The 13,740-nt window shown below is 59.5% G+C and carries 13 protein-coding genes, 2 tRNA genes and 3 pseudogenes; 12 read left to right on the top strand and 6 right to left on the bottom strand.

What is annotated here, in order from left to right; translation table 11 throughout:
* Positions 1-487: pseudogene (locus ABT24_RS13725) on the top strand (ABC transporter substrate-binding protein); the annotation flags it as partial.
* A 137-nt stretch (positions 488-624) separates the two neighbouring features.
* Complete coding sequence (locus tag ABT24_RS13720; RefSeq protein ID WP_276705907.1) at positions 625-1,710, top strand: TRAP transporter substrate-binding protein; 1,086 nt, start codon at positions 625-627, stop codon at positions 1,708-1,710.
* 50 nt (positions 1,711-1,760) lie between these two features.
* Here ABT24_RS13720 and ABT24_RS13715 read toward each other — a convergent pair whose 3' ends face one another.
* Positions 1,761-2,669 carry a LysR family transcriptional regulator gene (locus ABT24_RS13715; protein ID WP_276730797.1) on the bottom strand — a complete coding sequence of 303 codons (909 nt, stop codon included), beginning with the start codon at positions 2,667-2,669 and terminating at the stop codon, positions 1,761-1,763.
* Between the two features lie 91 nt (positions 2,670-2,760).
* On the opposite strand from ABT24_RS13715, the gene ABT24_RS13710 reads away from it, so the two are divergent.
* Positions 2,761-3,825 carry a DMT family transporter gene (locus ABT24_RS13710; protein ID WP_276730795.1) on the top strand — a complete coding sequence of 355 codons (1,065 nt, stop codon included), beginning with the start codon at positions 2,761-2,763 and terminating at the stop codon, positions 3,823-3,825.
* Here the strand turns inward: ABT24_RS13710 and ABT24_RS13705 are convergent.
* From ABT24_RS13705 to ABT24_RS13685, 5 genes and pseudogenes are all read right to left on the bottom strand, one after another.
* Positions 3,796-4,113, bottom strand: a pseudogene (locus ABT24_RS13705) (phosphatase PAP2 family protein); the annotation flags it as partial. The gene ABT24_RS13710 and the pseudogene ABT24_RS13705 overlap by 30 nt on opposite strands.
* A gap of 183 nt (positions 4,114-4,296) precedes the next feature.
* Positions 4,297-4,794 (bottom strand): RDD family protein, encoded by a 498-nt coding sequence (locus ABT24_RS13700; protein WP_276710409.1) that lies wholly within the window; start codon positions 4,792-4,794, stop codon positions 4,297-4,299.
* Between the two features lie 35 nt (positions 4,795-4,829).
* Positions 4,830-5,468 (bottom strand): DUF3106 domain-containing protein, encoded by a 639-nt coding sequence (locus ABT24_RS13695; RefSeq protein ID WP_286738055.1) that lies wholly within the window; start codon positions 5,466-5,468, stop codon positions 4,830-4,832.
* A 29-nt stretch (positions 5,469-5,497) separates the two neighbouring features.
* Complete coding sequence (locus tag ABT24_RS13690; protein ID WP_013106406.1) at positions 5,498-5,917, bottom strand: DUF3619 family protein; 420 nt, start codon at positions 5,915-5,917, stop codon at positions 5,498-5,500.
* Positions 5,914-6,477 carry an RNA polymerase sigma factor gene (locus ABT24_RS13685; protein ID WP_041608698.1) on the bottom strand — a complete coding sequence of 188 codons (564 nt, stop codon included), beginning with the start codon at positions 6,475-6,477 and terminating at the stop codon, positions 5,914-5,916. The genes ABT24_RS13690 and ABT24_RS13685 overlap by 4 nt, the downstream gene beginning before the upstream one ends.
* 376 nt (positions 6,478-6,853) lie before the next feature.
* Between ABT24_RS13685 and ABT24_RS13680 the strand changes: the two genes are divergently transcribed.
* The 9 genes and pseudogenes from ABT24_RS13680 to ABT24_RS13640 all read left to right on the top strand — a co-directional run.
* Entirely contained in the window at positions 6,854-8,644 is a 1,791-nt protein-coding gene (locus ABT24_RS13680) for an acetolactate synthase 3 catalytic subunit (RefSeq protein WP_276730791.1), read from the top strand.
* A gap of 189 nt (positions 8,645-8,833) precedes the next feature.
* Positions 8,834-9,325, top strand: a complete 492-nt coding sequence (gene ilvN, locus ABT24_RS13675) for an acetolactate synthase small subunit (protein ID WP_286738051.1) — start codon at positions 8,834-8,836, stop codon at positions 9,323-9,325.
* 25 nt (positions 9,326-9,350) lie between these two features.
* Positions 9,351-10,421, top strand: a complete 1,071-nt coding sequence (ilvC, locus tag ABT24_RS13670) for a ketol-acid reductoisomerase (protein WP_079668496.1) — start codon at positions 9,351-9,353, stop codon at positions 10,419-10,421.
* A gap of 86 nt (positions 10,422-10,507) precedes the next feature.
* Positions 10,508-11,149, top strand: coding sequence for a phosphatidylserine decarboxylase (locus ABT24_RS13665; protein WP_156054768.1), 642 nt, complete (start codon positions 10,508-10,510; stop codon positions 11,147-11,149).
* 42 nt (positions 11,150-11,191) lie between these two features.
* The gene (gene pssA / locus ABT24_RS13660; protein ID WP_156054769.1) at positions 11,192-12,085 is read left to right on the top strand and encodes a CDP-diacylglycerol--serine O-phosphatidyltransferase; all 894 of its coding nucleotides are present in this window, start codon (positions 11,192-11,194) and stop codon (positions 12,083-12,085) included.
* Between the two features lie 62 nt (positions 12,086-12,147).
* A tRNA-Gly gene (locus tag ABT24_RS13655) sits at positions 12,148-12,223 on the top strand.
* A gap of 169 nt (positions 12,224-12,392) precedes the next feature.
* Positions 12,393-12,466, top strand: a tRNA-Cys gene (locus tag ABT24_RS13650).
* Positions 12,467-12,763: 297 nt separating this feature from the next.
* A complete protein-coding gene (locus tag ABT24_RS13645; protein ID WP_013106399.1) occupies positions 12,764-13,330 on the top strand; it encodes a serine O-acetyltransferase in 567 nt (188 codons plus the stop codon).
* 189 nt (positions 13,331-13,519) lie between these two features.
* Positions 13,520-13,740: pseudogene (locus ABT24_RS13640) on the top strand (glycosyltransferase family 1 protein); the annotation flags it as partial.

Genomic DNA, 13,740 nt, shown 5'->3' with positions numbered 1-13,740 from the left:
CTATCCCTCGCTGGAGAAGGGCACCATCGACGCGGCGGAGTGGATCGGCCCGTATGACGACCTGAAGCTCGGCTTCTACAAAGTGGCGAAGAACTACCTGTACCCCGGCTGGTGGGAAGGCGGTCTGGAGCTTGACCTCTATGTCAACCAGAAGGCCTACAACGCGCTGCCCGCAGACTACAAGGCGGCGGTCGATGCTGCGACGGCCTACGCCCACGTCAATATGCAGGCTGCCTACGACGCCAAGAACCCCCCGGCTCTCAAGGAACTGGTGGGCAAGGGCGCCAAGCTGCAAGGCTTCCCCAAAGACGTCATGGAAGCGGCGTACAAGGCGGCCAACGATCTTTACAGCGAACTGTCCGCAAACAATCCGAATTGGCGCAAGGTCTACGCCGACTGGGTGAAATTCCGCAACGACGACATTCTGTGGTTCCGTTTTGCCGAGAACGAGTTCGACCGTTTCATGTCCACACGCAAGCTCACCTGAGCGCGCTGCCCTAGCCAAAAAAAGCCCGCCGAAGCGGGCTTTTTTCAGGGCGTTTGGGACGGGTCAATACAATTGGAATCATCTTGATATGAAATGAATCATCTGTATCGAGAGTGACTTATTTACCAGGAGACCCTATGGAACGCCGTTCATTTGTCAAACACGCCGGCCTGGCCGGTATTCTCGCGGCGGGTAGCGCACCCGCCGTTGTCATGGCCCAGCAGTCCGTGCGCTGGCGCCTGGCGTCAAGTTTTCCCAATTCGCTCGACACCATCTTCGGTGCGGCCAACATCTTCGCGCAGAAGGTCAAGGAAGCCTCGGGCGGCAAGTTCGAAATCAGCATCCATGCTGCCGGTGAACTGGTTCCACCCTTCGGCGTGGTCGACGCCGTGCAACAAGGTACGGTGGAGTGCGCGCACACCGCGCCGTACTACTTCTTCGGCAAGGACCCGACCTTCGCCCTGGGCTGTGCCGTGCCCTTCGGCATGAACTCCCGCCAGATGAGCGCCTGGATGTATCAGGGCAACGGCCTCAAGCTCATGCGCGAGTTTTATGCAAACTACAACATCATCAGCTTTCCGTTGGGCAATACCGGCGCGCAGATGGGCGGCTGGTTCCGCAAGCCGATCAAGAGCCTGGCCGACATGAAGGGCCTGAAAATGCGCATTGGCGGCTTCGGCGGCAAGGTGATGGAGCGCATCGGCGTGGTGCCGCAGAATATTCCGGGCGGTGACATTTATCCCTCGCTGGAGAAGGGCACCATCGACGCGGCGGAGTGGATCGGCCCGTATGACGATCTGAAGCTGGGCTTCTACAAAGTGGCGAACAACTACCTGTATCCCGGCTGGTGGGAAGGCGGCCCGCAGCTCGACCTGTATGTGAACCAGAAGGCGTACAACGCTTTGTCGCCAGAATACAAGGCCATGGTGGAACTGGCGGCCTCGCATGCGCACATCAATATGCAGGCCATGTATGACGCCAAGAACCCTCCCGCGCTCAAGGAATTGGTGGGCAAAGGCGCCAAGCTGCAAGGCTTTCCGAAAGACGTGATGGAAGCGGCGTTCAAGGCGTCCAACGACCTTTATAACGAGCTTTCAGCGAGCAATCCCCGTTGGAAAAAGGTCTACACCGACTGGGCCAAGTTCCGCAACGACGACATTCTCTGGTTCCGCTTTGCGGACAACGAGTTCGACCGTTTCATGGCCACGCGCAAATTCACCTGATGTGCGCAGAAGTGGTCTGATGAAAACGCCCCGCAAGTCAGGGCGTTTTTTTATTCCAGGGCGGCGGCAAGATGGTCGATCAGTGCGCGCAAGGCGGGCGACACAAAGCGGCTCGGCGGATAGAGTGCGTAGGCACTGCCACCATAATTTCCGAGGAAATTCCAGTCCGGCAAGACCTGGACGGCAGACCTGTTCTCCAGTGCGGCGCGCGCCACATAGTCAGGCAAGGTGCAGAGCCCCAGACCGGCCAGCATGGCCTCCAGCCGCAATGCGCTGTGATTCACGGCATAGCGACCCTGCACGACGACTTCAGTCTCAGTGTCGCCCTGCCGAAAGCGCCAGCACCTGTCGTGAGCATCTTCGCCTAGGGGAAGGCAGCTGTGCGCCGCCAGATCGGACGGATGAGTAATGGCCGGGTGGGCCGCAAGATACGCGGGCGCTGCGCATAGAACCTGCTCTACCTGCATCAGTTCGCGCGCGGCAAAGCCCTCGGGCGGATGACGCGTGACGCGGATCATCAGATCGACGCCCTCGCGAAAGGGATCGACCTCATGGTCGGTCGCGATCAATTGCAGTTGTACCTGGGGCCATTGCGCCAGAAACTGCAAGAGCAAGGGATGCAGCACATGCCGGGCAAATGCCTTCGGGGCGCTGATGCAGATCGATCCCTTCGGCGTTCCGGCTATTTGTTGCGGCACTTGCATGACGGCTTGCGCCGCGGCGACCAACTCGCCGCAGCGCACGCGCGCCGCGTCTCCTGCGGCGGTCAGACGGAGTTGTCGCGTTGTTCGCAGGATCAGCTGAACGCCGAGGTGTTTTTCCAGGCGAGAGACCTGACGGCTCACCGCCGAGGGCGTGGTGCCAAGCTGCCGTGCGGCTGCGGAGAAACTCCCGGACTCGGCGACTCGCAGGAAGGTCACCATTTCAGGCAGAACGCTCAAAAACGCATTTGTACTCACGGCGCAATAGTCCTGTTCCGGTGGAGGGTCTGGTTTGCCAGGGATGCACGCCCAACAATGGGACAACGCTCCATCTTATGCAGGTCTTTCGATGACAAATCCGCCTATCAAGCGCGCGGCCTCAGCGCCCGCATTTCATGCGCTCAACCTGGGTGTGCCTGAAGTGCTGCTTCTACTGGTTGCGGCAGTTTGGGGTGGCAGTTATGGGGTGACCAAATTGTTGGCTCAGCAGTGGCCGGTGCTCGACTTGCTCGCCCTGCGCTTTGGTTTGACCTTTCTGATCCTGTCGCCGACCTTGCGTCCCCTGTTTACGGCGCAATGGCGAGGCGGATTGGCGGTCGGCTCGATACTGGGGCTCAACCTGCTGGCCGTGTTTCTCTGCGAAACCTACGGCGTCACGTTGACGACTGCAGCAAACGCCGCTCTGCTCATCAGTCTTTGTGTCGCGCTGACGCCACTGGTCGAATGGGCGCTATTGGGGCAGCCGCCCACCTTGCGCGTGTGGCAGGCGGCGGGTTTGTCGGTGATCGGAGCGGGTTTGCTGTCGGCAACATCGGGAATTGGCCGCCCGGGCTTGGGCGATGCGCTGGTGCTTCTCGCTGCCTTGCTGAGGGCCGTGATGGTGACTCAAACCAGACGGCTTGCAGCCCGTCATGCCTTGCCCGCACTGACTTTGACCGCCGTTCAATCGGGCGTGGTGACGGTGGGGTTGGCTGCCCTGGTGTGGGTCTGGCGCGGGCCACACTGGCCGTCCATTCCCCTGCGGGCCAGTTTCTGGGCCGGGATGGCGTTTCTGGTGTTGCTGTGCACCGTATTTGCTTTCTTTGCGCAGAACTATGCGGCGTCTCGCACGAGCCCCAGCCGGGTCTCGTTGTTGATGGGTAGCGAGCCGTTGTTTGGCGTGTTGGTTGGCGTTGCTCTGCTGGGCGAGAAGATGACGATACCGGGCTGGCTGGGAGGTGGTCTGATGGTGTTTGCAGCTTGGCATGCCACTCGCCTTCCGAATCAGACGAATGAGACCGCGTCTGCCTTATGCGGGCTTCGCACCCCGAATCCACAACCTGGCGAGCCCGTACGCTACCAAGACGCACAGGGCGCCCACGAACGCCCCGCCGATCACGTCAGCCGGGAAGTGCGCGCCGACGGCGATGCGTGACCATGCCACCCAAAGCGCGAACAGCCACAGCACGACGCTCCAGGGGCGGGGCAGCGAAAAGGCCAGACTTGCGGCGAGCACCATGGCAAATGCCGCGTGACCCGAGGGAAAGCTGTGCGCAAACTTGGGTTCTCCAAGTACATGAACCATCTGCGGCCCGAAAACCTCAAGCGGTCGCGGAAAGTGGGCCCAGGGTTTGAGTACGCCGTAAATCGAGACAAACAACAGCAGATTGGCCCAGGCGTAGACCAGCACGCTGCGCAGAGAAATCAACCGGGGCCAGCGCATCGCGAGGGTCAGCAGCAGGCCGAGGTAGACCGGCAGCAGATGATGGTCGCCCAAGGCGGTGCCCAGGCGTGCGGCGTTGTTCCACACCGGGTTGTCTCCGGTGTGATTGATGGCGAGGAATAGGCGGGCGTTCCAGCCGTCCCATGCGTACCAGATGGCGTGAGGGTCGAGTTTCATGGGCGGTTATCCGTTTGCGGGCACCAGGCGCGTGCCCGCGAGCACATCGTGCAGATACTGACGGTCTTTGCGCAGCAGGCTGGTGCAGGCCCACAGCAAAATGCCCGCCGCGAGCAGCCAGCCGGTCTCCCCCGGCGAAAGTTGCAGGGCCGCAGCCAAGGTCAGGGCGGGGACGACCCAGAGCCAGGCCAGAACGGCGCGCCATAGCGCCCGTCCAAGGCCGAGCGCAGCCCCGTTGGGGGTGACCAGAGCGATTTTCCAGACCTTCATGGGTAGTGTTTGTCGACCTGCACTCCAGAACCCGGCACCATAGCCGGTGAGCGCAACGAATTCTGCGACTTGGAGGACGACTCGGTGTGTTGCCGACGCCTGCGGCAAACCCAACAAGTGCAGTAGCCCTAGCGTGACCGCCGCAGTGACTAGGGACAGGCCCAGCAGTATGAGCCCTTCATAGGTGAGGCAGGCTAGGCGTCGGCGCAGTGGGGGCGCGTTTAGAGAAAGCATGGATTTGGGCGAAGGCGTGCGCCCGCAGCACGAACTTAGCGGGCCGGGCAGCGCAGCACATCCGCACAAGGCACGGCAGCGGAGGCGGTTTTGGCGGGTATCGGCGCCGATGCGGAGAGAGGCGGCTGGGGCGCGGGTTTGACGGGCGGCTTGACAGGCTGCACGTGGCTTGCAGCAGCCTGTTTTTCCTGCAAATATTTGCCCACCTGTCCGGGGTGGGGCTTGGGATGCCGGGCTTCTTCCTTGAGCCGTTCACGTTCGGCCTGAGGCAGTTTTTGGTAGGCCTCCCAGGCTTCGCGGCGGCTTTGCTGCGGCGTCTTGCCGGTGGAGAGAAAATTTTCGCGCGCCAGACGACGTTTTTCCGGACTGAGGTGCGCCCACTCATTCATCCGCTGCTGCAGGGTTTTTTGCTGCTGCGGACTCATTGCTGGATAGCGGGCGGCGATGTCGAGCCATTTTTTCTTGCGGTCGTGATCGAACTCGCTCCAATCGGCTTTCAGGGGGGCAAGAATGTGCTGCTGCGTCGCGCTAAGGTGTTGCCAGCTCGGCGGCGCTTCAGCCGCATGCGCCGGAGTGACGCAGAACAGCAGGGCCACGAACAGGCCCAGCAGCAAGGCGGACTGAAACAGAGCCGACTGAAACAGGGCGGAATGAAGCAGGAGGGGGCGCTCCATCAGGCGTGGAGGACAGGGGCGCAAAGTCATCAGCGCTCCAGCTTGAGGTAGCGGGCAAATCCGGGATCGGCATAGGCCGCTGGCGGCAAATCGCCCAGCAAAAGGGCGGTGTCGATGTCGGCCGTGACGCGGATGAACCGTTCCTGTTGATAGTCTTGCAAGACCAGCAGGCCGACGACCAGCACGATCAGCGGCAGAACGGCGCCGAAACGAAACAGCCACGACCTCCAGAGCGAGGGACCCACCAGCGAAAGGGCGCGGCCCTGCGCGACGGCAGCAGTTGCCGAAACGGGCTGAATCTGGGCGACCGCCATCAGCCGCAGGGCCTTGAGGCGCTCGGACTGTTCGGGCGTGATCTGCCGCTCGGCCTGTTGCAGCCGTGTGGCGAGTTGCTGCGCAAGGCGGGCTTCGACTTTGGGGCGCAGCGGATCGGTTGCGTCGTTTTTCATGAGTAGCCCTGAGCTTTCAAGACGCGTGCCAGCGAATGGATGGCGCGCGAGCAATGCGTTTTGACGCTGCCTTCCGAGCAGCCCATGGCCTGCGCGGTTTCGGCAACGTCGAGTTCTTCCCAATAACGTAACAAAAACGCTTCCCGTTGACGTGCGGGCAAACGCGAAATTTCAGTTTCGAGATGTTTCAGGATCTGCATGCGCTGAACCTGGGTTTCGGCGCTCTCGAGATGCTCGCTCAGTGCTTCGAGTTCCAGCGTTTCGAGCAGGTCAAATTCGCCCTCACTTTCCTGAGATTCAAAATCCGACAGATTGCTGAACAGCGCGCTGCGCACCTTGCGCTTGCGATGCCAGTCGAGAATGGCATTGGTCAGAATGCGCTGGAACAGCAGCGGCAACTCCTGGCGCGGTTTGTCGGCGTATTTGGTCGCCAGGCTGATCATCGCCTCCTGCACCAGATCCATCGCGGCGTCGTCGTCGCGCGTCGAGAACGCGGCGCGCAAAAAAGCGCGCTTGTCGATGCTGGCGAGGAATTCGTTGAGTTCTCGTTCGGTGGCCATCGAGTCGGACGTCGTGCGGTCCGTGAGGATGAGAGGCAACTGCACATTATGCAATGGCGCATCGTTGCACCAAATGGGCTACAGGACGGGCTCATGCAGATCAACCAGCCGACCGGCGTTGGGGCGACGTTGGGGCGTCAGTCCGTTCTGATGCGAGACCAAAATCCCCACGATCATGTGCAGCAGTGCTGCGCTGCACTACACTGCCAAGTTCCGTTTGGTCTGAGCCTCCGTGCAGCAACAAGGGGAGATGCGATTTGCATCGCCTGCCGCGCCCACAACGTTCCAGATCGCACGTGTATCCCAAAGGCCGGCCACAAGCGGGTGCCGAGGGAGACCTGAAGTTTTTCGTCAGAGAAATTCACAAGGTGAACTCATGGAAATGAATCGCACAGAACACAAGTCGGCCGCAACGGCTGCATCAAAATCCGGCGCGGCAAGCGCGCAGGAACTCACCGGGGCCGAAATCCTGGTGCGATGCCTTCAGGAAGAAGGCGTCGAATTCATGTGGGGCTACCCCGGCGGGGCCGTGCTCTACATCTACGACGAACTCTACAAGCAAACATCGATCCAGCATGTACTGGTGCGGCAGGAAGCGGCTGCAGTTCATGCCGCAGACGCCTATGCCCGTGCGACGGGCGAGGTCGGCGTGGCCCTGGTGACCTCTGGGCCGGGGGCGACCAATGCCATCACGGGTATTGCCACGGCCTATATGGACTCGATTCCGATGGTGATCATCACCGGGCAGGTGCCGACGACGGCAATCGGGCTGGATGCGTTTCAGGAATGCGACACCGTGGGCATCACCCGCCCGGTGGTCAAACACAATTTCTTGGTCAAGGATGTGCGCGATCTCGCGGCCACGATGAAAAAGGCGTTCCACATCGCCCGTTCGGGTCGGCCGGGCCCGGTGGTGGTGGATGTGCCCAAGGATGTGTCGCGCCATACCACTCAGTTCGAGTATCCCAAGACCGTGGAGATGCGCTCTTACAACCCGGTGCGCAAGGGTCACGGTGGCCAGATCCGCAAGGCGGTGCAACTGCTGCTCTCGGCCAAGCGTCCTTACATCTACACGGGCGGTGGCGTGGTGCTGGCGAATGCGTCTCCCGAACTGCGCAAGCTGGCCGATCTGCTGAAGTATCCCTGCACCAATACGCTGATGGGGCTGGGCGCGATGCCCGGCGAAGACCCGAAGTTTCTCGGCATGCCCGGCATGCACGGCACCTTCGAGGCGAATATGGCGATGCAGCATTGCGACGTGCTGCTCGCGGTGGGCGTGCGGTTCGACGACAGGGTGATCGGCAATCCGGGGCATTTTGCGCAAAACCAGCGCAAGATCGTGCATATCGATATCGATCCTTCCTCCATCTCGAAGCGGGTGAAGGTGGACGTGCCCATCGTGGGCGATGTCGGCGAGGTGCTGCAGGAACTCATCGATCAGCTCGAACAGTCCTTCAAGGCGGGCAACAAGAACGACGGCGGCGCGCTGGCGGCCTGGTGGGCGCAGATCGACGAGTGGCGCAAGCGCGACTGTCTCGCCTATGAGCATTCGACCGAGGTCATCAAGCCGCAGGCTGTGATCGACACGCTGTACGAGCTGACCAAAGACCGCGAGACCTATATTTGCTCCGACGTTGGACAGCATCAGATGTGGGCTGCGCAGCTCTATAAATTTCCCGAGCCGCGGCGCTGGATCAATTCGGGCGGGCTGGGCACCATGGGCGTGGGGCTGCCTTATGCCATGGGCATCAAGCTGGCCAAGCCTGAAGCCGACGCCGTTTGCGTCACCGGTGACGGCTCCATCCAGATGAACATTCAGGAGCTTGCCACCTGCCTGCAATACGGCACGGCGGTGAAGATCATCCTGCTTAACAACCGCTATCTCGGTATGGTGCGGCAGTGGCAGGAGATCGAGTACGAAGGCCGCTATTCGCATTCCTACATGGATTCCTTGCCCGACTTCGTCAAGCTCGCCGAAGCCTATGGTCATGTGGGCATCAAGGTGGACAAGCCCGAAGACCTGCGCCCCGCCATGGAGAAGGCGTTTGCGATGAAAGACCGCACGGTCTTCCTCGACATCTCGGTGGACCCCACAGAGAACGTCTGGCCCATGGTGCAGGCGGGTCGGGGGATCACCGATATGTTGCTTGGGTCGGAGGATCTCTGATTTTTGAAAGGCGCAATGCTGTCGGCTCTGCAGGGGTCGTGTCTCACCGGACGCGGCGGTCTGCGGAGTTGCAGCAAGTGCCTTGACCTATCGTGTGCGGCAGTGCTGCACACCCTTCCATCATCAATCTCGCAGCAGCCAGGCGACGCTTACCGGCGCCGCACGAAGCCTGCGTAGAGGAGTGAATTCATGAAACACATCATTGCCGTTCTGCTGGAAAACGAACCCGGTGCCCTGTCGCGTGTGGTGGGCTTGTTCTCCGCTCGGGGCTACAACATCGAATCGCTGGTCGTGGCGCCCACGGAAGACGCCTCGCTGTCGCGCATGACCATCGTCACCAGCGGCTCGGAAGAGGTCATCGGGCAGATCACCAAGCACCTCAACCGGCTCATCGAAGTAGTCAAGGTCGTCGATCTCACCGAGGCTTCCTTCATCGAGCGCGAGCTCATGTTGATCAAGCTGCGGGCCGTGGGCAAGGAGCGCGAAGAGATCAAGCGCATGTCCGACATTTTCCGCGGCCACATCATCGATGTGACCGACAAGTCCTACACCATCGAACTGACCGGCGACGCCGCGAAGCTCGACGCTTTTATCCAGGCGGTCGATCCCACGGCCATTCTGGAAACCGTGCGAACCGGCAGCTGCGGAATTGGCCGCGCCGAGCGTATCCTGCGCGCCTGATTCCAAGACGGCGCATATTTTTTCTTTGTGGCGTGGAGCGTCCCGCCAAGAACACAAAACCTCAACTTCAGGAGCCAATATGAACGTTTATTACGACAAAGACGCCGATCTCTCCCTCATCAAAGGCAAGAAGGTCACCATCGTGGGTTACGGCTCGCAGGGTCATGCGCATGCCCAAAATCTGAATGACAGCGGCGTGAAGGTCACCGTCGGCCTGCGCAAGAACGGCGCATCCTGGGACAAGGCCAAAAAAGCCGGCCTGAAGGTCGCCGAGGTCGAAAAGGCCGTTGAAGGCGCCGATGTGGTGATGATGCTCATGCCCGACGAGAACATCGCCGAGGTCTATCGCAATGCCGTCGAGCCGAACATGAAGAAGGGGGCTGCACTGGCCTTTGCGCACGGCTTCAACGTGCATTACGGCCAGGTTCAGCCGCGTGCCGATCTCGACGTCATCATGATCGCCCCCAAGGCGCCCGGCCATACCGTGCGCAGCACCTACACCCAGGGCGGCGGCGTGCCGCATCTGATCGCGGTGCATGCCGACAAATCGGGCAAGGCGCGCGATCTGGCGCTTTCTTACGCTGTGGCCAACGGCGGCGGCAAGGCCGGCATCATCGAAACCAACTTCCGCGAAGAGACCGAGACCGATCTGTTCGGTGAGCAAGCCGTGCTGTGCGGCGGTACGGTCGAACTGATCAAGGCCGGTTTCGAGACCCTGGTCGAGGCCGGCTATGCGCCCGAGATGGCCTATTTCGAGTGTCTGCACGAACTCAAGCTCATCGTCGATCTGATCTACGAAGGCGGCATTGCCAACATGAACTACTCGATCTCCAACAACGCGGAGTACGGCGAGTACGTCACCGGGCCGAAGGTCGTCACCGAGGACACCAAGAACGCCATGCGTCAGTGCCTCAAGGACATCCAGACGGGTGAATACGCCAAGAGCTTCATTCTGGAAAACCGCGCCGGTGCGCCGACCTTGCTCTCGCGTCGCCGTCTGACCTCCGACCATCAGATCGAACAGGTCGGTGAGAAGCTGCGTGCGATGATGCCTTGGATCAAGGCCAACAAACTGGTGGACAAATCGAAGAACTGATCTTCCGACCCTTTGACTTTCACAACACCCGGCCCCTGCCGGGTGTTGTGCTTCATGCCGGGCCTTCCGGCGACTAAACTCCACCCATGACTTATCCCCATCCCATTCTGGCCCGCGAAGGCTGGCCCTTTATTGCCAGCAGCGTGCTGCTTTCCGTGATCGTTTGGGCGCTCGCCGGGTTCTGGTGGTCATTGCCGATCTGGCTGCTGACGATTTTCGTGGTGCAGTTCTTTCGTGATCCCGCCCGTCCGATCCCTCGCGATCCGCTCGCCGTTCTCAGCCCGGCTGATGGCCGCATCGTGGCCATTACGCATGCGTTCGACCCTTACGCCGGGCGCGATGCCCTCAAAATCAGCGTGTTCATGAACGTGTTCAATGTGCATTCAAACCGTGCCCCGGTGGACGGCGCCTTGCGCGATGTGCAATATTTCCCGGGTAAATTTGTGAACGCCGATCTCGACAAAGCCTCCGAGCAAAACGAGCGCAATGCGCTGGTGATCGATTGCGATGGTCGCGTGGTGACTGCCGTGCAAGTCGCCGGCTTGATTGCCCGGCGCATCCTTTGCTACGTCAAGGCGGGCGATGCCCTGCAGCGCGGGCAACGGTTTGGATTCATCCGGTTTGGTTCGCGTGTCGATGTCTATCTGCCGCTGGACACACAGTCGCGCGTTTCGATCGGAGACAAGGTTTACGCCAGCAGCACCGTGCTGGCCGATTTCGCTGCCTGAAGTCCTTTTCTTAAGACGTCTATTCGTTCAGAGAGGTTGAGCATGTCGCGAAATGTGGCCCAATTTCCCCCGCAGACCAGTTTGTCGGAACGGACAGATGCGCCTCCAGAAGCCGATACGCCCCGGTCGCCGGAAGTGACCTATCAGCCGCCTGAGCCCGACGACGATCCTGCACACCGTCGTCGGCGTGGCATCTATCTTCTACCCAACTCCTTCACCGCTGCCGCGTTGTTCTGCGGCTTCTACGCCATTGTGATGGCGATGAGCGGGCGATACGACTCCGCGGCCACAGCCATTTTCGCCGCCATGGTGCTCGACAGCCTCGATGGCCGGGTTGCGCGGATGACCAATACCCAAAGCGAATTCGGCGCCCAGTTCGACTCACTCGCCGACATGGTGTCGTTCGGTGCGGCCCCTGCGCTCATCATTTATGAATGGTCGCTGCGCGGTCTGGGCAAGCTGGGCTGGTTGGCCGCCTTTGTGTATTGCGCAGGGGCTGCTCTGCGGCTTGCGCGTTTCAACACCAATGTTGCGGTGATCGACAAACGCTACTTTCAAGGCCTGCCCAGTCCGGCCGCTGCCGCGCTGGTGGCCGGTTTTCTCTGGATCATGACGGATGCCGGTGTGCAGGGCGCGCATGTCGCCTGGTTCAGTTTTGTCATCACGCTGTTCGCCGGACTCACCATGGTGACCAACGTGCCGTTCTACAGCTTCAAGGACGTGAGCTTTCGCCGCAGCGTGCCGTTCATCAGCATCTTTCTCATCGTGCTGTTGATCGGTCTGATCGCGTACCAGCCTCCGCTGGTGTTGTTTGGCTTGTTTGTTCTATATGGATTGTCCGGCTACGGCGTCTATGTGTGGCATCGTCTCAAGGGCCGCCCGGTTAGCGTGATCGCCACCTCAGTGGACGAGCCAGACGAACGCGGCTTGCATTGATCAATCTTTTTACGAGCGAGTGTTGACAAGCGGTTCAGGCGCTGCGAAAATAATTGTTTTACGCGGGAATAGCTCAGTTGGTAGAGCGCAACCTTGCCAAGGTTGAGGTCGCGAGTTCGAGTCTCGTTTCCCGCTCCAAATTCTCAGCAAAAAAGGGAAGCCAAGCTTCCCTTTTTTGTGTCCGGTGCATGTTGTCGCTTTCCTGTGACGACACAGGGTTTGACCAATGGCAGACAAGCCGGGGTCAGCGCTGCAGCATCCTGCGGTTTTGCGTACGATCTCTAATCTTTACGCAGCCAAGTCGCCCGGCGGGGTGGCAGAGTGGTTATGCAGCGGCCTGCAAAGCCGTCTATGCCGGTTCGATTCCGACCCCCGCCTCCAAATATCTGTAAAAACAACAGCTTACAGGATTGGCCCACACTAACGCTGTGGGCTTTTTTTCGTCTTTCGGACATCAATTTGTCCCCGCAATGACCCTGTAGCGACCAAGAATTTCCATTTTCCGGGGGGGGCCTAAGGGCCGCGTCCCATCTGCTCAACGTTACGCCTCCGCAGGTCTGCTTGGGCTTTCTTGCAGCACCATCCAGCACTGGATCAGCGTCGCTCAGTTGGGGGAGTGCAAGGCAACATTTGAGTGCAAAAATAGATACCGACTGAAATCGCAAAAGGGAGCGCAGCTTGATCAAATCGTACGCAGACTACCAAAGGTATCTCGAGGCGGACCGCATCGCTTTGGGAGTGAATTCGCGCTGGGCCTGGCTGTTTGACGAAATTTTTCAATTTCAGCGCCTGCTTAGAAAAGTCGAATTTCTCACAAACTGTGAGAAAAATTCTTTTCGGCGCCGCCTTGCGGTATATCGTTTTCGTAAGCTTTCGATCAAGCTAGGGTTCTCGATACCGATCAATGTTTTTGGCCCAGGCCTTGCAATTTTGCACTACGGCACGATCGTCGTGAATTCCGGGGCAAGAATTGGTTCGAATTGCAGAATTCATACAGGCGTGAATATCGGAGCGCAGCTTGGCAGAGGAAACGAAGTGCCAAGAATAGGACACAATTGTTATATTGCACCAGGGGCAAAAATTTTTGGTGCGATAGAGATTGGGGACAATACAGCGGTGGGCGCCAATGCGGTAGTCAATAAAAGCTTTCCAGAGGGTAATGCAACTATCGGCGGAATTCCTGCGAAGGTCATTTCACAAAAATCGACTAAAGGACTTTTTGTTCATGGAGATTCTCGATTTTGAGAGGCGGCCGGATCGCGTCATTAATTCTCTTGTTTAAAGTTTATGCGGTTTATATAAATTGGCATTTCATTCAATATGCATGCCCCAATACGTATATTAATGGTGGTTGACGGACGATATCCTGCAACGGGTGGTGCAGAGATGCAGGCCCGGCTACTTAGTCGGTCATTCGCCGCTGCCGGTCACGAGGTGCGCGTTCTGGTGCCGCACCTAGACCGCTCGCTCCCGTTTGCCGATCAGGTCGATGGTATTCCGGTACAAAGATTGGGGTATCCGAAAATAAAGGGACTTGGTGCGATATTACTCAATCTAAATTTTGCGCTCTGGTTGTTGAGGCATCAAGGCGAATTTGATGCTATTCACATTCATATGATGCATAATCTTGCCGGGGCGGCGGGGTGGATTAATCG

Source organism: Thiomonas sp. SCN 64-16 (assembly GCF_001725585.1).
Taxonomy (GTDB): Bacteria; Pseudomonadota; Gammaproteobacteria; order Burkholderiales; family Burkholderiaceae_C; genus Thiomonas; species Thiomonas arsenitoxydans.
Note: the sequence above shows the minus strand (reverse complement) of the source record. Positions and strands in the feature narration are given on the sequence as shown.